Here is an 18027-nt window from a genome sequence, read left to right on the forward strand (position 1 = left end):
TGGCGTCTTACTTCTTCGACGCGTCCTGCTCTACCACCATATCCAGCACATACACCTGCTTGGGCGCATCCGCGGGCGGATTCTTCCAGTCGTAGCGCTTCACGCGCAGCACGGTGCGCACGCCGTCCTGGTGCTGGAAGCCTTCGATGGACTGATACAGCGGATGCCACTTGTCCTGGGTGGGCTGCTGCACGCCGGCTTCGTTGTAGCGGCGCTCGCGCACCATCAGGCACTGGTAGTTGGGAATCAGCGGGTGGCTGCACTCGGTCTTCTTCGCGGCGACTTCGAGGAACATGATTTCGCCGGCGCTGCCGTAGAGCGTTTCAGGCGTGGGTTCGCCGACAAACTTAAGCACGCTGCCGTCCTGCGCGACCAGTTCCAGTCCCGGTTCGGAAGCGTGTCCGCTGAGCGTGGCGCGCAGGTCGCCCTTCATGCGCTGGCCGATCTCGGCGTCCAGGCGCATCAGGCTCTGGTCGCAGGCCTTCATGGTCGACGCGAGGTTCGCCACTTGCAGCACGCCGTTCTTGTAGGTGTAGCCGCCGAACTGCGCGTTGCAGCCGCCGCGGATGTTCAAGGCGTCCTGCGTGAACGACAGGCGCAGCTGGTGTTCGACGCCGGCCTGCAGCGCGGCTATCGGCTTGCCCGCCGCGTCGGTGGCGGAAGCCAGGCGCCAGTAGTAGGCGGGCAGGCTCACTTCAGGGCTGGCGGGCGTGGTGGCGGTAGTGGGCATGGAGGACGATCCTTCGCGGGGAGAGGAGGTCGGCGCGCAAGCTTGCAGCAGCGCGGCGCATACGGACGCAAGGAGGATGGTTTTCTTCATGGTTCGTTCCTGTCAGCCGGATGGCACTGATGAAAAACGGGATTCTACGTTCGCGGGATGGACGTTTTGGACGCCCGGCCATCCAGTCCGTTTCAAAATCTTGCCGCAGAGCCGGCCCGAAAAACACCCTCTGAGCAACGCAAGCTACGGGTTTTCCCTAAACAAACGTGTATTACTCTTGCCTGCCAACGGATAGCCGCGAGGTCTTCGCTGGCTTACAACTAAATACATAACCCTCAAAATACTGCAAGTATTGCCAATACACCGCGAACTGCGCGCAATACGCAAAATCGTCGCAACGCGAAACTGATCATGCAGGCGCGATCAGCTCACTGGCGTCAATTGGCGGGGTAGGCCGCGCCCGTCAGGCAGGCCCGGGCCCACTCATAGTCGTCATCACTCACGATCTCTCCATCGATCTTGGGCAGCGGCTGGTCGGGATAGGAAAAGTCCGGCTTTTGCGGCTTCATGTTCCATTTTGTCTGGCCCGGGGTATCGGAACACGCCTCGTCCGAGCTGCTGAACGAGCAGGACGCAGCCAACTGTGGTTTTCCGCCCACCACGGTGGCGACATAACGCTTGGTATAAACGCCGCCCGAGGCCCAGTACTCGTCGACCGAGCAGATGCGGTCATTGTTCTGGTAATGCCGCGTCGCGAAGCAACCGTAGTAGGCATGTTCGCCCGGAAAGATGTCGCATGAAGTCGAGTAGCCGGCGTACGCGCCGCCGGTGAATTGCGCCTGGAACTGCCGCTGGCGGACTGCGCTGCCGATGATGTCGGGCAGCGCGGCGCCCTTGTGCGTTTCCTTGAGCTGCGCCGTGCGGCTTTGGATCAAATCGCGAGCGACGTCTGCAACCGTCTTGCCTGCGGGGACCGAGCCCGGATCCTCGATCAGGTCCGTTAGCGCGCGGTCGCGCGCCACAATCCAGCGCTTCTGGCTGTGCGCCAGCATGGCGCGGATATCGCCGTCGGGGGCCTGTTTCAGTATCGCGGCGTAAGCCCGGTTCAACTCGGCGTCCGCCGCCACGGTCTTGCGGTCCGAGCAGATCAGCTTTTCCGCGGCGCTGGCGGCTTTGGCGCAATCGATCGCGTAGGCGGGCGCGGCAAGCGCGCAGAAACCAGCCATGCACAACAAACGGCCTGCGGTGATTCCAGATTTCATGTGACGTTTCTCGTTGAGGATGCCCCTCGCCTTGTCTCGATGCCTGAAGACTGTGTTGTCGTCCATCGCGAGGCGGCGGCAAGGCTGCAATTTTGCACGCGACTTTTTAACAGACTGGAAACAGAGTTCTACCCTCTGCAACGTCCTCGCCGGAATATTCCCCTTCCCTTGCGCGTCTACCGGGTGGCGAGCCGCAGGAAAGACCCCGCGGCGCTCCATGGATCAACCAGCCGATCGCGCCGCTTATCGCAACCGGCCGCAATCGGCGTAGAACGGAAGTGTCAGCTATGAAGTCGATCAGATCCCTTGCCTGCGGCATCGCCCTGGCTTGCTCCGCCGCCGGCAGCGCCTGGGCCGCTCCGAGCCTGAACGTGTATGGCCCCGGCGGCCCCGCGCCCGCGATGAAGGAAGCCGCCGCTGCGTTCGGCAAGCTGCACGGCATTGATGTCAGCGTCACCGCGGGTCCGACGCCGGCCTGGGCCGACAAGGCCAAACAGGACGCCGACGTGATCTACAGCGGGGCCGAAAACATGATGAGCGGTTTTGCCTCGGCGCTGCCTGGCGTGTTCGAGCTGCGCGAAGCCCGCACGCTGTACCTGCGACCCTCCGCCATCCTGGTGCGCCCGGGCAATCCCAAGGCCATCACGGGCTTCAAGGATCTGCTCAAGCCCGGCATCAAGGTCATGGCGGTATCCGGCGCGGGCCAGACCGGACTGTGGGAGGACGTGGCCGGCCGTCTTGGCGACATCGAAACCGTGCGCGCCTTCCGCGCCAACCTCGTGCTGCCGGAGGCCGGCAACAGCGCGCAGGCGCGCACCCAATGGACCGAGGACAAGACCATAGACGCCTGGCTGATCTGGAACATCTGGCAGGTGTCGAACCCCGAACTGGCCAGCGTGGTCGAGGTGGAAGAGCCGTACCGCATCTATCGCGACGCGGGCGCCGTCGTCACCAAGAAAGGGAAAGGCAACGCGCAGGCGCAGGCCTTTGTCGACTTCCTGACCGCGCCCGAAGGTCGGGCGATCTTCAAGAAGTGGGGCTGGAAGACGGATTGAAGGCCGCCAGGAGCCGGACGTAAAAAAACCCGCTATTCCCAGGGAATTGCGGGTTTTCCGATGCGCTCGGACCGGGACGCCCAAGGCGTCCCGAAAACTCAGCCCGCCACGCGGAAGCGCTCGGCGTCGTCCATGAACGCCTTTTCACCGAAGCCGTTTTCGTTGGAGCCGAACGGCATCTGCGCGCGCAGCTTCCAGTACGCCGGGATGTTCCATTCGCGCGCAACGGCGGCGTCGATCAGCGGGTTGTAGTGCTGCAGGCTGGCGCCCACGCCGGCGCTGGCCAGGGTGCTCCAGACCGACAGCTGGGCCATGCCGCCCGCCTGCTCGGACCAGACCGGGAAGTTGTCCGCGTACAGGGCGAATTTTTCCTGCAAGCCCTGCACCACGCCCTGGTCTTCATAGAACAGCACGGTGCCCACGCCGGCGGCGAAGCTCTTGAGCTTGGCTTCGGTCTGGGCAAAGCTCTCGGCCGGCGCGACCTTGCGCACTTCTTCGATCGCGATGTTCCAGAGCTTGTCGCTCTCGGCGCCGAACAGGATCACGGCGCGCGAACTTTGCGAATTGAACGACGAGGGGCTGTGCTTGATCGCTTCCTGGATCAGGGAGGTCAGTTCCTCCTTGGAGATCGACAGGTTGCGGCCCAGCGAGTACTGCGTGCGACGCTGCTTGAGGGCGTCCAGATAAGCGTTGCTCATGACGTTGTGGCCTTCCGACGAGTAGATAGAGGAAAATGCATGGCGAATTCTACCGACCGGCAATTGTCCCGAATACGTTTAGGAAGCCAAAAAACACACCATTGCGCGGAACAAACTGTTCCGTCTATCGACCAAATCGGCTCTGCGCAAGGTGACGGACAACCCAATCCAAGGACCCAACGTGCACTACACCCAAGACCCGAATACCCCCGCCGCCGCCGACATCGGCTTTGACGACTTCCTCAAGGTCGACATCCGCATAGGCACCATCCAGTCGGCACAGGCCTTTCCCGAGGCGCGCAAGCCCGCCTACAAGCTGACGATAGATTTCGGGGCCGGCGTGGGCATCCGCAAAAGTTCGGCGCAGATCACCGATCGCTACACGCTGGAACAGCTGGCGGGCAAGCGCGTCATGGCGGTGGTGAACTTTCCGCCGCGCCAGATCGGGCCGATGAAATCCGAAGTGCTGGTGCTGGGTTTCGCCGACGAAGCCGGCGGCATCGTGCTGGCAGTGCCGGACGATCAAGTTCCCAATGGCACGCGCCTGACCTGACTTTCCGAGCCTCGGAGTTTCCTCCATCGGGGCTTTCCCCTATTACTTGTCTGCCGTCAAAAAACTATCGTATTCGAGAATTATCAAATAAGAGAATTCTCGCTTCCGACAAAATGACAGCAGAACCCCTATTCGATTACGCCGTGATCGGCGCCGGCATCGCTGGCGCTTCCGTGGCCTACCGCCTGAGCGCCACGGCCTCGGTGGCCGTGTTGGAACGCGAGGCCCAGCCGGGCTACCACTCCACCGGCCGATCCGCGGCCATGTTCATGGAAACCTACGGCACGGACCAGATCAAGGCGCTCACGCGCGCCAGCCGCGCCTTCTACGAAAATCCGCCGCAGGGCTTCAGCGAGCATCCGCTGCTCAGCCCGCGCGGCGTGCTGTACATCGCCACGCCCGAACAGCAGGACCTGCTGCGCCAGGTCTATGACGACTTCCGCAGCCAATCGCCCAATGTGACGCTGATCGACGCCGAAGCGGCCGTCGAGCGCGTGCCCTGTCTGCGCGCCGACCAGATCTGCGGCGCCATCGAAGAACCGGACGCCCGCGACATCGACGTGCACGCGCTGCACCAGGGCTTTCTGCGCGGCATGGCGCGCCAGGGCGCGGTGCTGCACAACAACGCCGAAGTCGTGTCGGCCGCGCATGCGGACGGCGTCTGGACGCTGACGCTGGCCGATGGCCGCAGCCTGCGTGCGCGGGCGCTGGTCAACGCCGCCGGCGCCTGGGCTGACCATACCGCGACCCTGTGCGGAGCCTCGCCCGTCGGCCTGCAGCCGTGCCGGCGCACCGCCTTCACGTTCTCCGGCCCGCAGGACGTGGACTTTGCCCATTGGCCCGCGGTGGTCGGGGTCGACGAAAGCTATTACTTCAAGCCCGATGCCGGCCAACTGCTGGGATCGCCGGCCAACGCCGACCCGGTCGCCGCGCATGACGTGGTGCCGGAAGAACTGGACGTGGCCACCGGCATCTACCGCATCGAAACCGCGACCTCGCTCACCATCCGCCGCCCCAAGCACACCTGGGCCGGCCTGCGCTCCTTCGTGCGCGATGGCGATTTCGTGGTCGGCTGGGACGCCGACGCGCCCGCCTTCTTCTGGCTGGCGGCCCAAGGCGGCTATGGTATCCAGACGGCCGCGGCGACTTCTGAGCTGGCTGCCGCACTGCTCACGCACCAGCCTCTGCCCGCCCATCTGCAAGCGCACGGCGTGGACGCCGAAGCCGTGCGTCCCGCGCGATTGCGCTGAACCCTCCCCTTGCCTGCGAGAGTCCACCATGACCACCATTGCCCGCTACCCCAGCCCCCTGCCCCTGCCGTTCTCCCGCGCCACCCAGGCCGGCGGCTTCCTGTTCCTGTCGGGCCAGATCCCGATGGACGCCAACGGCCAGGTCGTGCGCGGCGACATCGCCGCCCAGACCCATGCCGCCATCGAGCGCATCAAGGAAACGCTGGCCCTGGCGGGCGCCACCCTCAAGGACGTGGTGCGCGTGACGGTGTGGCTGTCGGACCTGGAACTCTTCGCGCAGTTCAACGACGCCTACCGCAGCCATTTCTCTTCCGACTTCCCCTCGCGTTCAACAGTCGAGGCCAAGCTGGCCATGGGCGTGGACGTGGAAATCGAGGTGCAGGCCTGGCTGGGCGCGGCGGCCGTGCACGGCGGCTACACGCCGGGCCCCGTGTCCGAAGCCTGAGCCCGCGCCGCGGGCCGGTCCCATTGCTAGCCACCTCCTGGCCCTGGCGCCAGGCGGTGCGGTCTTTTTCTTGCGCTCGCGGCAACGCCGGCGCCCCCATGTGCACATCCTTACGCGGAGCGGCAGCATGAAAATCTTTTCCGGGTCCCTGGCGACCGAGACGAATACCTTCTCTCCCATCCCGACCGGTCTGTCGGCCTATCGGGCGCGCGGCTACTACCCCGCGGGCCAGCATCCGGACCGCATGCAGATGTTTTCGGGGCCGCTGTGGGCCGCGCGCCAGCGCGCCCAGGGCAAGGACTGGACCCTGGTCGAAGGCCTGACCGCCGGCGCCACGCCGGCCGGCATCACCACCCGCCACGCCTACGAAACCCTGCGCGACGAACTGCTGGGCGATCTGAAGCGCGCCGGCCGCGTCGACATCGCCCTGTTCGGCCTGCACGGCGCCATGGTGGCCGACGGCTACGACGACTGCGAAGGCGACCTGCTGCGCCGCGCCCGCGAGATCGTGGGTCCCGACACCGTGATCGGCGCCGAACTGGACCCGCATTGCCACATGACGGCAGACATGGTGGAAAGCGCCGACTTCCTGGTCTGCTTCAAGGAATATCCGCACACCGACATCCTGGAGCGCGCCTACGACCTGGTGGACCTGTGCGTGGCGCGCGCCGAAGGCCGCATCAAACCCACGCGCGCCGTGTACGACTGCGAGATGATCTCCATCATGCACACCAGCCGCGAACCCATGCGCAGCTTCGTGGACCGCCTGCTCGCCATGGAAGGCAAGGAAGGCGTGCTGTCGGTATCCATCGCGCATGGCTTCCCGTGGGGCGACACGCCCGACATGGGTTCCAAGGTGCTGGTCTATACCGACGGCGACCAGGCCCAGGCCAACGCCCTGGCGCGCGCGCTGGGCGAAGAGATCATCGGTTTCCGCGAGCAGCTGGCGCCGCCCTACCCCGGCGCCGACGAAGCGCTGGACCAGGCCCTGGCGTTGAACGACTTTCCGGTGGTGCTGGCCGACTCCGCCGACAACGCGGGCGGCGGCGCGCCCAGCGACGCCACCTTCATCCTGGAACGCGTGCTGGCGCGCGGCATCACCGACGTCGCGACCGGCCCGTTCTGGGACCCGGTGGCCGTGCAGCTCTGTTTCGAGGCGGGCGAAGGCGCGCGCATCCAGCTGCGCATCGGCGGCAAGGTCGCGCCGGTGTCGGGCCAGCCGCTGGACCTGGATTGCGAAATCGTGGCGCTCAAGCGGGACGCCATCATGACCGGGTTGGCCGGCACGCCCGCGCTGCTGGGTGACGTGGCCATCGTGCGCAGCCAGGGCGTGACCGTCGCCCTGACCACCAACCGCACCCAGGCCATGGGCACCGACCTGTTCACGCAGTTCGGCGTGGACCTGCAGGCCATGAAGCTCATCATCGTGAAATCGTCGCAGCACTTCTACGCCTCGTATTCGCAGGTCGGCCGCCACGTCATCTACGTGGAAACGCCGGGCGCCATCACCACCGACTACAACGCGCTGCCTTACACCAAGCGCAAATTGCCGAAGTGGCCGTTCAAGGCCTGAGGCTCAACGATCGCCGCCCGAGCAGGGCATGGGAATAACGAAGGGGATAACAATGATCAGACGTTTCAGTTTGCTGGGCGCAGCCGCCCTGCTGGCCATGGGGGCCGCCACCGGCGCGCTGGCGCAGACCAAGACCCTGCGCCTGGTGCCGCACGCGGACCTCAAGACGCTGGACCCGCTGTTCAACACGGCCTACATCACGCGCAACCACGGCTACATGGTGTTCGACACCCTGTTCTCGCAGGACAGCAAGGGGCAGGTCAAGCCGCAGATGGTGGACAGCTGGACCGTGTCCGAAGACGGCAAGAGCTGGAGCTTCACCTTGCGCCCGGGCCTGAAGTTCAACGACGGCACGCCCGTCAAGGCCGAGGACTGCGTGGCGTCGATCCAGCGCTGGGCCAAGAAGGACACGCTGGGCCAGGCCATGATGGCCGCGGGCGCCGAACTCGCGGCGACCGGCGACAACAGCTTCACGCTGACGCTCAAGGAGCCTTTCGGCCTGGTGCTGGACGCCTTGTCCAAGCCTTCCGGCATGCCGCCCTTCATCATGCCCAAGCGCCTGGCCATGACGGACCCGAACACCCAGGTCACGGAAATGGTCGGTTCGGGCCCCTTCCTCTTCAAGCGCGATGAATGGGTGCCGGGCAACAAGGTCGTGTACGTGAAGAACCCGGCCTATGTGCCGCGCGCGGAGCCCGCCGACGGCCTGGCCGGCGGCAAGAACGTCAAGGTGGACCGCGTCGAGTGGGTCTACATCCCCGACGGCAACACGGCCACCGCCGCCCTGATGAACGGCGAGGTCGACATGATCGAACAGACCACACCCGACTTCCTGCCCGTCCTGGAAACCAACAAGGACATCACCCTGAACACGTCCGTCGCGACGCAGGGCATGGTCATCCTCAATTCGCTGCATCCGCCCTTCGACAACCAGCTTGCCCGCCAGGCGCTCTACCACCTGGTGAACCAGAAGGAAATGCTGTCGGCCATGGGCTACCCGGAGAAATACCGCGTCGACTATTGCCCCAGCCTCTTCGTCTGCGGCTCGCCGCTGGCCAGCGACGCGGGCGCGGCGCCCTACGCCAAGACCGATCCGGCGCGCGCCAAGCAACTGCTGCAGGAAGCCGGCTACAAGGGCGAGAAGGTGGTGGTGCTGTACCCCACGGACCACCTGAGCGCGCCCGCCGTCATGGTGCTGACGCAGAACATGAAGAAGGCCGGCATCAACGTCGACCTGCAATCCATGGACTGGGCTTCGCTGGCCGGCCGCCGCCTGAAGAAGGATCCGCCGGCGCAAGGCGGCTGGAACGTCTTCCTGACCTGGGGCGGCTATTACGACGCCAGCACGCCGGTGACCAACCCCTGGATGTCCGCCGCCTGCGGCAACAGCCTGCCGGGCTGGCCCTGCGACAAGGAGCTCGACGCGCTGCGCACCAGCTGGATCCGCGAAACGGACCCGGCCAAGCGCAAGGACATCGCCGCGCAGATGCAGGCGCGCGCCTACCAGAGCGTGCCCTATGTCATGTGGGGGGAATTCAAGCCCGTGTCCGCATTCCGCGGCCTGCAGCACACCGAGCTGCTGAAGACCGGCATCCCGGTGATGTGGAACATCGAAAAGCCGTAAGGCGGGCGCCGGGCGCCGCGTGCGCCCGGCCACAAGCCGGGGGAAAACCAGCGTGAAATACATACTGCGCCGCATCGCGGCCGTCATTCCTGTCATGGCCGTGGTCGCGGTCGTGGTGTTCCTGCTGATCCACTTGTCGCCGGGCGATCCCGCGGCCGTGATCGCGGGCGACAACGCCACCGCCGACGACGTGGAGAAGATCCGCCAGAACCTGGGCCTGGACAAACCGTTGCTGCAGCAGTTCGGCATCTGGGTCAGCCACATCGCCACCGGTGATCTGGGCACTTCGATGTCGACGCAGATGCCGGTCTCGCAGCTGATCGGCCAGCGCATGGGACCGACGCTGTCCATCGCCATCTTCACCATGCTGTTCGCGGTGATCGTGGCGATTCCGCTGGGCGTGCTGGCGGCCTGGCACGCCGGACGCTGGCTGGACCGGCTGGTCATGATAGGCGCGGTCTGCGCATTCTCGGTGCCGGTGTTCCTGATCGGCTACAGCCTGGTCTACGGCTTTTCGATCAAGCTGGGCTGGCTGCCGGTGCAGGGCTACAAGCCCCTGGCCGACGGCGTGGTGCCCTACCTGCGCCATCTGGTGCTGCCTTGCCTGTCGCTGGGCCTGGTCTACATGGCGCTGCTCACGCGCATGACGCGCGCCACCATGCTGGAGGCCCTGTCCGAGGACTACATCCGCACCGCCCGCGCCAAGGGCCTGGCGGCTGGCCCCATCGTCTGGCATGCGCTGAAGAACGCCGCCAATCCCATCGTCACCACCATCGGCGTGGGCGTGGCCCTGCTGATCGGCGGCGTGGTGGTCACGGAAACCGTATTCGCGATTCCCGGCCTGGGCCGCCTGACCATCGACGCCGTGCTGCGCCACGACTATCCCGTGATCCAGGGCGTGCTGCTGGTGGCCTCGGGCATCTATGTCCTGATCAACCTGCTGGTCGACCTGAGCTACCGGCTCTTCGATCCGCGCATCCGCTATTGAACCGGGGGCAACGCATGACTACCACTACCCTGTCCCTGCCCGCGCGGCGCCCGCGCCACCGCCGCGTGCTGCGCTCGCTGCGCCGCCATCCCATGCTGTACATAGGCGGCGCCATCCTGCTGGCGCTGGCCGCGATTGCGCTGGCCGCGCCCTGGCTGGCCACCGTCGACCCGCAGGACATCAATCCGCTGGCGCGCATGAAGCCGCCGTCATCGGAACACTTCTTCGGCACCGACGCGCTGGGCCGCGACGTCTATTCGCGCACTGTCTGGGGCGCCCGCGTCTCCCTGGTGGTCGGCATCGTGGTGGCGGTGGTCTCCACCGTGGCCGGCGTGGCGCTGGGCATGGCGGCGGGCTACTTCCGCCGCATCGACGCGTTCATCATGCGCATCATGGACGGGCTGATGGCCATCCCCGGCGTGCTGCTGGCCATCGCCTTGATGGCCACGCTGAAGGGCGGCCTGGGCACCGTGATCATCGCCATCGTCATTCCCGAGGTGCCGCGCGTGGTGCGGCTGGTGCGGGCGCTGGTGCTGACGATACGCGAGCAACCCTATATCGAGGCCGCCATTTCGTCCGGCACGCGCGTACCCGCGATCCTGCTGCGCCACATCCTGCCCAACCTGTTCGCCCCGCTGATGGTGCAGGCCACCTTCATCGCGGCATCCGCCATCCTGACCGAGGCCGTGCTGAGCTTCCTGGGCGTGGGCATACCGCCGCAGATCCCCAGCTGGGGCAACATCATGGCCGAAGGCCGCAACTTCGTCGCCGTGGCCTTCCACATCATCCTGTATCCGGGCCTGTTCCTGGGCGTGGCCGTCCTGGCCGTCAATCTGGTGGGTGACGGCCTGCGCGACATGCTCGATCCCCGTCTGGCCAAAAAGCTGTAGGAGCGCACATGCAAACCCAACCCGTCTTGCGCGTGCACGACCTCACCACCTGTTTCGACGGCGATGAAACCACCGTGCTTGCCGTGGACCGCCTGTCCTTCGACCTGATGCCCGGCGAAACGCTGGGACTGGTCGGCGAATCCGGCTGCGGCAAGAGCGTCACGTCCCTGTCCATCATGCGGCTGTTGCGCGCCCCCGGGCGCGTGGCCGGCGGCCGCATCGAGTTCGACGGCCAGGATCTGCTGGCGCTGTCTGAAAAGGCCATGCGCGCGATCCGCGGCAACCAGATCTCGATGATCTTCCAGGAACCCATGACCTCGCTGAACCCCGTGTTCACGGTGGGCCGCCAGATCAGCGAATCGCTGATGCTGCACCAGGGCCTGTCGCGGCGCGAGGCCATGGCGCAGGCCGAATCGCTGCTGGAGCTGGTGCAGATCTCCGACCCGGCGCGCCGCGTGCGCGAGTATCCCTACCAGCTGTCCGGCGGAATGCGTCAGCGCGCCATGATCGCCATGGCGCTGGCCTGCCAGCCTAAGGTCCTGATCGCCGACGAGCCCACCACCGCGCTGGACGTGACCATCCAGGCGCAGATCCTGCACCTGCTGCGGGAAATCCAGCAGCGGCTGGGCACCTCCATCGTGCTGATCACCCACGACCTGGGCGTGGTCGCGCAGATGTGCCAGCGCGTCATCGTGATGTACGCGGGACGCAAGGTCGAGGAAGGCAGCGTCGACGACATCCTGGACCGCGCCCAGCACCCCTACACCCAAGCGCTGATCCGCTCGCTGCCGGACTTCGCCGACGGCCAGGACCATACGGCGCGGTTGGCCGAATTGCCCGGCATCGTGCCGGTGATGACGCCCGAGTCGCGCGGCTGCGCCTTCGCGGCGCGCTGCCCGGAAGCGCAGCCGCGCTGTTCCGAGCAGGCGCCGCCCGCCGCCGATGCCGGCAGCCGCCACCGCGTCTGGTGCTGGGCCCGCGCGGCCGAACCCGCTCCCGCCGCCCTGACCGCCTGAGGCCCGCCATGAACCTGCACGACATCCCCCTTGCGAGCCCCGTGTCCGCGCCCGCCGCCGACGCCCCGCCCATGCTGGAAGTCATCGGCCTGAAGAAGCACTACCCCGTGGACAGCGGCAGCGGCGCCAAGGTGCTGCGCGCGGTCGACGGCGTTTCCCTGTCGGTGCCGCGCGGCCAGACGCTGAGCCTGGTGGGCGAATCCGGCTGCGGCAAATCCACCACTGGCAAATGCCTGATCCGCCTGACCGACCCCACCGAGGGCCGCATCCTGCTGGAAGGCCGCGACCTGGCCGCCATGAACAGCCGCGAACTGCGCGCCATGCGCCAGCGCATGCAATTCATCTTCCAGGATCCGTTTTCCTCGATGAACCCGCGCATGAGGGTGCGCGACATCATCGGCGAGCCGCTGCGCGCCTTCGGCCACAGCCGCGCCGCCATCCGCGAGCGCGTCGCGCAACTGCTGGCCCGCGTCAGCCTGCGTCCGGACGCCGCCGACCGCTACCCCCATGAGTTCTCCGGCGGCCAGCGCCAGCGCATCGTGATCGCGCGCGCGCTGGCGCTGGATCCGGGCCTGATCGTTTGCGATGAACCCGTATCGGCGCTGGACGTGTCGGTGCAGGCGCAGGTCATCAACCTGCTGATGGACCTGCAGCGCGACCTGGGACTGACCTACGTCTTCATTTCCCACGACCTGAGCGTGGTGCGCCACATCAGCCACCGCGTTGCCGTGATGTACCTGGGCAAGATCGTCGAGACCGGCACCCGCGAGGCCATCTTCGAACGCCCCGCCCATCCCTATACCCGCGCCCTGCTGGCCGCCGTGCCCTCGGCCCGCCAGGGCGAGCGCAAACCCGTGGAAGTGCTGAAGGGCGAAATACCCAGCCCGCTGTCGCCGCCCTCGGGCTGCGCCTTCCGCACCCGTTGTCCGATGGCGCAGCCGCGTTGCGCCGAGGAAGCGCCGCAGCCGCGCCAGATCGCCCCCGAACAGCAGGTCGCCTGCCACTTCGCCACCCCCGTTTAGCCGGAGATACGCATGTCCCAGACCGACGCCACCCCGTTCGATTACATCCTTGCCGGCGGCACCGTCATCGACGGCACCAACTCGCCCGGCCGGCTTGCCGACGTCGGCGTGCGCGGCGACCGGATCGCCGCCGTCGGCAACCTGAGCGCCAGCAGCGCCCGCCGGCGCATCGACGTGGCCGGCAAGGTGGTGTCGCCGGGTTTCATCGACTCGCACACGCACGACGACAACTACCTGCTCAAGCACCGCGACATGACGCCCAAGATCTCGCAGGGCGTCACCACCGTGGTCACCGGCAACTGCGGCATCAGCCTGGCGCCGCTGGCACATGCCAACCCGCCCGCGCCGCTGGACCTGCTGGACGAAGGCGGCTCGTTCCGCTTCGAGCGCTTCTCCGACTACCTGGAGGCCCTGCGCGCCGCGCCGCCCGCCGTCAACGCCGCCTGCATGGTGGGCCATTCCACCCTGCGCGCCGCCGTCATGCCCGACCTGAAGCGCGAAGCCACGGCCGGGGAGATCCAGGCCATGCAAGCGCTGGCCGACGACGCGCTGGCCAGCGGCGCCATCGGCATTTCCACCGGTGCCTTCTACCCGCCCGTCGCCCACGCCAGCACCGAGGAAATCATCGAGGTCTGCCGCCCGCTGGGCACGCATGGCGGCGTCTACGCCACCCACATGCGCGACGAGGGCGAACACATCGTGGCGGCGCTGGAAGAGACCTTCCGCATCGGCCGCGAGCTGGACGTGCCGGTGGTGATCTCGCACCACAAGGTCATGGGCAAGCCCAACTTCGGCCGCTCCAAGGAAACGCTGGCGCTGATCGAGGCCGCCATGGCAACCCAGGACGTGTCCCTGGACGCCTACCCCTACGTGGCCGGCTCCACCATGCTGAAGCAGGACCGCGTGCTGCTGGCGGGCCGCACGCTCATCACCTGGTGCAAGCCCTTTCCCGAACTGAGCGGGCGCGACCTGGAGGAAATCGCCGCCGAGCGCGGCAAGTCCAAGTACGACGTGGTGCCGGAGCTGCAGCCCGCGGGCGCCATCTACTTCATGATGGACGAGCCCGACGTGCAGCGCATCCTGGCGTTCGGCCCCACCATGATCGGCTCCGACGGCCTGCCGCACGACGAGCGTCCGCACCCGCGCCTGTGGGGCACCTTCCCGCGCGTGCTGGGCCATTACTCGCGCGACCTGGGCCTGTTCCCGCTGGAGACCGCGGTCTGGAAGATGACCGGCCTGACCGCCGCCAAGTTCGGCCTGGCCGAACGCGGCCAGGTGCAGCCCGGCTACTACGCCGACCTGGTGGTCTTCGATCCCGCCACCGTGGCCGACTCGGCCACCTTCGAGCGTCCCACCGAGCGCGCGGCGGGCATCCACTCGGTCTACGTCAACGGCGCGCCCGTCTGGGAAGGCCAGGCCTTTACCGGCCAGCACGCCGGCCGCGTCCTCAACCGGGCGGGAGCCTGATCCCGGCCAGCCCTTACAATCCGGCATACGCAGCGGGGCTTGCGGGCCCTGCCCCAATCACCCCTACCTGCCAGATCGCTACATGGCCCTACCCGGCACTACATCCCCGCCCGAGATCGTCGGCAAGGAAGAAATGGGCGCTCGCCTGCGGGCCGAGCGCAAGGCGCGCAAGATGACCCTGCAGGCGCTGTCCCGCGCCAGCGGCATCGCGGTCTCGACGCTGTCCAAGGCGGAGCTGGGGCAGATCGCCCTCAGCTACGAGAAGTTCGCCGCGCTGGCCGGCGCGCTCGGCATAGACATGACCCGCATGTTCATGCTGCCGGACGCCTCGCAGGCCGCCGTCGCCCCCACCTTCGTCAAGAACAAGCTCAGCGACGCCCGCGACTACGTCACCGAGAACTACCACTACCGCTTGCTGATGGGCGAATACCCCGGCAAGAAGATGACGCCCATGCTGGCGCTCATCGACTCGCGCAAGGTGGTCGAGTTCGAGGACTACATCCGCCACCCCGGCCAGGAATTCGCGGTGGTGCTGTCGGGCAAGGTCCGCATCCAGTTCGAAAACGGCGACAGCGTCGTGCTGGGCAAGCTGGAGACCGCCTACTTCGACAGCAGCATCGGCCACGTGTACCTGTCCATGAGCAAGAAGCCCGCCGAAGTGCTGGCGGTTTGCAGCGACGTGGGCGAGGTGCCGTCGCGGCTCAAGGCGCCTTGAGCCGCTGGCGCCCCCGGGGCATCGTCATCCGGCGGGTTCTCCGCGCGGACCTGGTCCGCGCCTGCCGGGCGGCCGCAAGCGCCGCTGGCATATGGCTGTCATACTCGCGGGCGATACTGGCGTTCGAATATCCGCCAGCCCCCGAATCCCGGGCGCGCGCCGGATATTCATATAAAAGGTAATTCGTTGGCCGCCACCCCCGGCCGCCTTACGATACCTGGCATCGACTGGGCCTGACGCCCGCAGGAATGCTCCACATGCAACGCTTGATATCCCCGATTCTTACCCGCCGCCCGGTGCTGCTGGCCGGTCCGCTCAGCGCGCGCCGCTACGACGCCGTGGTTTCCCTCAACGCCCACCGCGAAGCCCGCAGGCTGCGCGAATCCGCCCAGCGCATCCTGGCCGTTTCCGCCCGCTACATGCTGCCGGGCGCCTGAGCCCGTCCCCCAACGCCGCGGCCTGATCCTCTCCAGGCGCGCAGCGCCCTTCGCGTCCTGCATGCAGTTCCTCCAGCTGCCACCTGCGGTAGCATTGCCGATTCGGCCCGAGACCGGGCCAGGCAGAACAGGAGTCATGCATGCAGAAGGTGGTAATCGTCGGCGGCGGCCACGCGGCGGCGCAATTGTGCGCCAGCCTGATAGAAGGCGGCTTTCCCGGCAGCCTGACGCTGGTGTGCGAAGAGGCCTCGCTGCCCTACCATCGCCCGCCGCTCTCCAAGACCTACATCAAGGATCCGGAAGCTCCGATCCAGCTGCTGCGCCCCGAGGCGGTCTACGCCGACGCTGGCGTGCAGGTGCTGCTGGCCGATCCCGCGGTCGGCATAGACCGCGACGCGCGCGTGCTCACGCTGGCTTCGGGCAAGCAGCTGGACTATGACGCGCTGGTGCTGGCCACCGGCACGCGCGCGCGGCGCCTGCCGGACGTGCCCGAAGAACTGCAGAACCTGATCTACCTGCGCAACGCCGACGACGCCGCGCGCCTGCGCGCCGCGATCGCCGACGCGCCGTCGGTCACGGTCGTGGGCGGCGGCTTCATCGGCCTGGAAATCGCGGCCACCGCGGGCGCCCTGGGACGCCCGGTCACCGTCTTCGAGTCCGCGCCGCGCCTGCTGGCGCGCTCCGTGTCGCCCGAGGCCTCGGAACACGTCGCCCGCGTACTGCACGACTCCGGCGTCGACCTGCGCCTGTCCTCCGACCTGCAACACATCCGGACCGAGAACGGCCGCGTGCGCAGCGTAGTCGTCAACGAGGTGGAGCATCCGGTGGACCTGCTGGTCGCCGGCATCGGCGCCGTGCCCGAGATCACGCTGGCGCAGGCCGCCGGCCTGGACTGCCTGAACGGCATCGTGGTGGACGGGCTGATGCAGACTTCCGCGCCCGGCATCTACGCCATCGGCGACTGCACCTCGTTTCCGTATGCGCGCTGGGGCAAGACCCTGCGCCTGGAATCGGTGCAGAACGCCAACGACCAGGCCCGCACCCTGGCCGGCGTGCTGCTGGGCACGAAAACGCCGTATCACGCCCTGCCCTGGTTCTGGTCCGATCAGGGCGCCTTGCGCCTGCAGATCGCCGGCCTGGCGCCGCCGGACACCGAGCGCGTCCTGCGGCCCGGCGCCAAGCCCGGCAGCTTCTCGATCCTGCACTTTGCCGACGGCCATCTGGTCTGCGTCGAATCGATCAACGCCCCGATGGACCACCTGGCGGCGCGCAAGCTGCTGGAGCTGGGCCTGAACCCGCCCCGCGACGTGCTGGCCGACCCCGCCGTGCCGCTGAAAAGCCACTATTGAAGCGGATAGGGATGATATCCGCGCCGGCGCGCCTCAGATAAAGCCGGCGGCGCGGAACATGCGTTCGTAGATCTGGCGCAGGACCGCTTCCTTGCGCTTGTTGTAATCCATGACCTGCATCATGCCGTCCGCCGCCATACGCTTGGCCTGGGCATACAGATCGCGGTCGGCCGCGTGCTGGCGCAGCCAGTCGCGGAACATCCGGTGCCGGATATTCTCGGGACAATCGGGGCCGAATACATGCAGGTTCACGCGCGGCGCGGCCAGCTGCAAAAGACGGTGCTGATGCCAGGACGGCTCCCGTAAAACCAGCACGTAACCGGCGGCTTCCAGCGCGGGGACATAGGCGTCCTCCTGCACGGGGTCGACCACCGTCAGATCGATATCGATTACCGGCTTGGCCGGCAAGCCCGGAACCGCGGTCGACCCCATGTGCTCGACCGCCAGCGCGGCCGGCCCCAAAGCCTCGCGCACCTGCGTTTCAAGCTGGGCATAACGGGCCGGCCAATCGGGGTCATAAGGTACTACCGCGACCTGCTCCGGCGCAGGCTTGCCGCGAACCCAGGGATCCTCGTCCGGGTCCGAGTCGTAGTGCCGCATGATTTCTTCAGGCGTGGGCGTGCGCCGGTTCCCTGCCGGGGTCAATTGCCGAAAGCGCGGCGCAGGCGCTCCAGTTCGGCGATGTTCAGGCGCTTGGCTTCCGCTTCGGCGTAGTTCCGTTCCCCTGATTCATACGCGCCCTTGTAGATGCACTTGCCGCGGCTCGCGCACTCGCCGCCGGCGCGGGCAGTGGAGGAATACGACTTGGCTGCACCCTGCTCCGAAGTCTTGGGACCGCTGGAGGAGCAGCCGGCCATCAGCGCAGCCGCAAAAATCGCCACACCATAGCGGCTCAACGTTTGAATGGACATTTCCTGGCCCTACAGAAAAGCTGTAGCCGCTGTTATAGCAGGCTCTCGCAG

19 protein-coding genes are annotated in these 18027 nt (G+C 66.9%); 14 read left to right on the forward strand and 5 right to left on the reverse strand.

Annotation, left to right across the window (positions count from 1 at the left end; all coding sequences use genetic code 11):
- Window positions 1–7 precede the first annotated feature (7 nt).
- Entirely contained in the window at window positions 8–730 is a 723-nt protein-coding gene (locus tag IAG39_RS24875) for an META and DUF4377 domain-containing protein (protein ID WP_054450298.1), read from the reverse strand.
- Between the two features lie 428 nt (window positions 731–1158).
- The gene (locus tag IAG39_RS24880) at window positions 1159–2124 is read right to left on the reverse strand and encodes a lysozyme inhibitor LprI family protein (protein WP_316253114.1); all 966 of its coding nucleotides are present in this window, start codon (window positions 2122–2124) and stop codon (window positions 1159–1161) included.
- A 146-nt stretch (window positions 2125–2270) separates the two neighbouring features.
- Here IAG39_RS24880 and IAG39_RS24885 point away from each other — a divergent pair, with 146 nt between their 5' ends.
- Window positions 2271–3038 (forward strand): substrate-binding domain-containing protein, encoded by a 768-nt coding sequence (locus tag IAG39_RS24885; protein WP_059375215.1) that lies wholly within the window; start codon window positions 2271–2273, stop codon window positions 3036–3038.
- 98 nt (window positions 3039–3136) lie between these two features.
- On the opposite strand, the gene IAG39_RS24890 is transcribed toward IAG39_RS24885, so the two are convergent.
- Window positions 3137–3736 (reverse strand): nitroreductase family protein, encoded by a 600-nt coding sequence (locus IAG39_RS24890; RefSeq protein ID WP_059375218.1) that lies wholly within the window; start codon window positions 3734–3736, stop codon window positions 3137–3139.
- Window positions 3737–3917: 181 nt separating this feature from the next.
- Between IAG39_RS24890 and IAG39_RS24895 the strand changes: the two genes are divergently transcribed.
- From IAG39_RS24895 to IAG39_RS24955, 13 genes are all read left to right on the forward strand, one after another.
- Window positions 3918–4289 carry a tRNA-binding protein gene (locus IAG39_RS24895; RefSeq protein WP_059375221.1) on the forward strand — a complete coding sequence of 124 codons (372 nt, stop codon included), beginning with the start codon at window positions 3918–3920 and terminating at the stop codon, window positions 4287–4289.
- A gap of 113 nt (window positions 4290–4402) precedes the next feature.
- Complete coding sequence (locus IAG39_RS24900; protein WP_118931777.1) at window positions 4403–5539, forward strand: NAD(P)/FAD-dependent oxidoreductase; 1137 nt, start codon at window positions 4403–4405, stop codon at window positions 5537–5539.
- 28 nt (window positions 5540–5567) lie between these two features.
- Complete coding sequence (locus IAG39_RS24905) at window positions 5568–5984, forward strand: RidA family protein (protein WP_059375227.1); 417 nt, start codon at window positions 5568–5570, stop codon at window positions 5982–5984.
- A 127-nt stretch (window positions 5985–6111) separates the two neighbouring features.
- On the forward strand, window positions 6112–7557 hold the full coding sequence (locus IAG39_RS24910; protein WP_118931776.1) for a M81 family metallopeptidase: 1446 nt from the start codon (window positions 6112–6114) through the stop codon (window positions 7555–7557).
- A gap of 52 nt (window positions 7558–7609) precedes the next feature.
- Window positions 7610–9181 carry an ABC transporter substrate-binding protein gene (locus tag IAG39_RS24915; RefSeq protein WP_118931775.1) on the forward strand — a complete coding sequence of 524 codons (1572 nt, stop codon included), beginning with the start codon at window positions 7610–7612 and terminating at the stop codon, window positions 9179–9181.
- Window positions 9182–9233: 52 nt separating this feature from the next.
- On the forward strand, window positions 9234–10169 hold the full coding sequence (locus tag IAG39_RS24920) for an ABC transporter permease (RefSeq protein ID WP_013391996.1): 936 nt from the start codon (window positions 9234–9236) through the stop codon (window positions 10167–10169).
- A gap of 14 nt (window positions 10170–10183) precedes the next feature.
- The gene (locus tag IAG39_RS24925; protein WP_054450278.1) at window positions 10184–11059 is read left to right on the forward strand and encodes an ABC transporter permease; all 876 of its coding nucleotides are present in this window, start codon (window positions 10184–10186) and stop codon (window positions 11057–11059) included.
- 8 nt (window positions 11060–11067) lie between these two features.
- Window positions 11068–12075, forward strand: a complete 1008-nt coding sequence (locus IAG39_RS24930) for an ABC transporter ATP-binding protein (protein ID WP_118931774.1) — start codon at window positions 11068–11070, stop codon at window positions 12073–12075.
- Window positions 12076–12083: 8 nt separating this feature from the next.
- Window positions 12084–13097 carry an ABC transporter ATP-binding protein gene (locus tag IAG39_RS24935; protein ID WP_118931773.1) on the forward strand — a complete coding sequence of 338 codons (1014 nt, stop codon included), beginning with the start codon at window positions 12084–12086 and terminating at the stop codon, window positions 13095–13097.
- Between the two features lie 12 nt (window positions 13098–13109).
- Complete coding sequence (locus tag IAG39_RS24940) at window positions 13110–14564, forward strand: N-acyl-D-amino-acid deacylase family protein (RefSeq protein WP_118931772.1); 1455 nt, start codon at window positions 13110–13112, stop codon at window positions 14562–14564.
- 82 nt (window positions 14565–14646) lie between these two features.
- Entirely contained in the window at window positions 14647–15279 is a 633-nt protein-coding gene (locus tag IAG39_RS24945) for a helix-turn-helix domain-containing protein (RefSeq protein ID WP_059375252.1), read from the forward strand.
- A 257-nt stretch (window positions 15280–15536) separates the two neighbouring features.
- On the forward strand, window positions 15537–15716 hold the full coding sequence (locus IAG39_RS24950; protein WP_059375255.1) for a hypothetical protein: 180 nt from the start codon (window positions 15537–15539) through the stop codon (window positions 15714–15716).
- Between the two features lie 140 nt (window positions 15717–15856).
- A complete protein-coding gene (locus IAG39_RS24955; RefSeq protein ID WP_059375260.1) occupies window positions 15857–17065 on the forward strand; it encodes an NAD(P)/FAD-dependent oxidoreductase in 1209 nt (402 codons plus the stop codon).
- 33 nt (window positions 17066–17098) lie between these two features.
- Here the strand turns inward: IAG39_RS24955 and IAG39_RS24960 are convergent, their stop codons facing one another.
- Window positions 17099–17665 (reverse strand): GrpB family protein, encoded by a 567-nt coding sequence (locus IAG39_RS24960; RefSeq protein ID WP_059375264.1) that lies wholly within the window; start codon window positions 17663–17665, stop codon window positions 17099–17101.
- 41 nt (window positions 17666–17706) lie between these two features.
- The gene (locus IAG39_RS24965; protein ID WP_059375267.1) at window positions 17707–17976 is read right to left on the reverse strand and encodes a hypothetical protein; all 270 of its coding nucleotides are present in this window, start codon (window positions 17974–17976) and stop codon (window positions 17707–17709) included.
- Between the last annotated feature and the right edge of the window lie 51 nt (window positions 17977–18027).

The sequence above is a fragment of the Achromobacter xylosoxidans genome (assembly GCF_014490035.1).
Taxonomy (GTDB): domain Bacteria; phylum Pseudomonadota; class Gammaproteobacteria; order Burkholderiales; family Burkholderiaceae_B; genus Achromobacter; species Achromobacter bronchisepticus_A.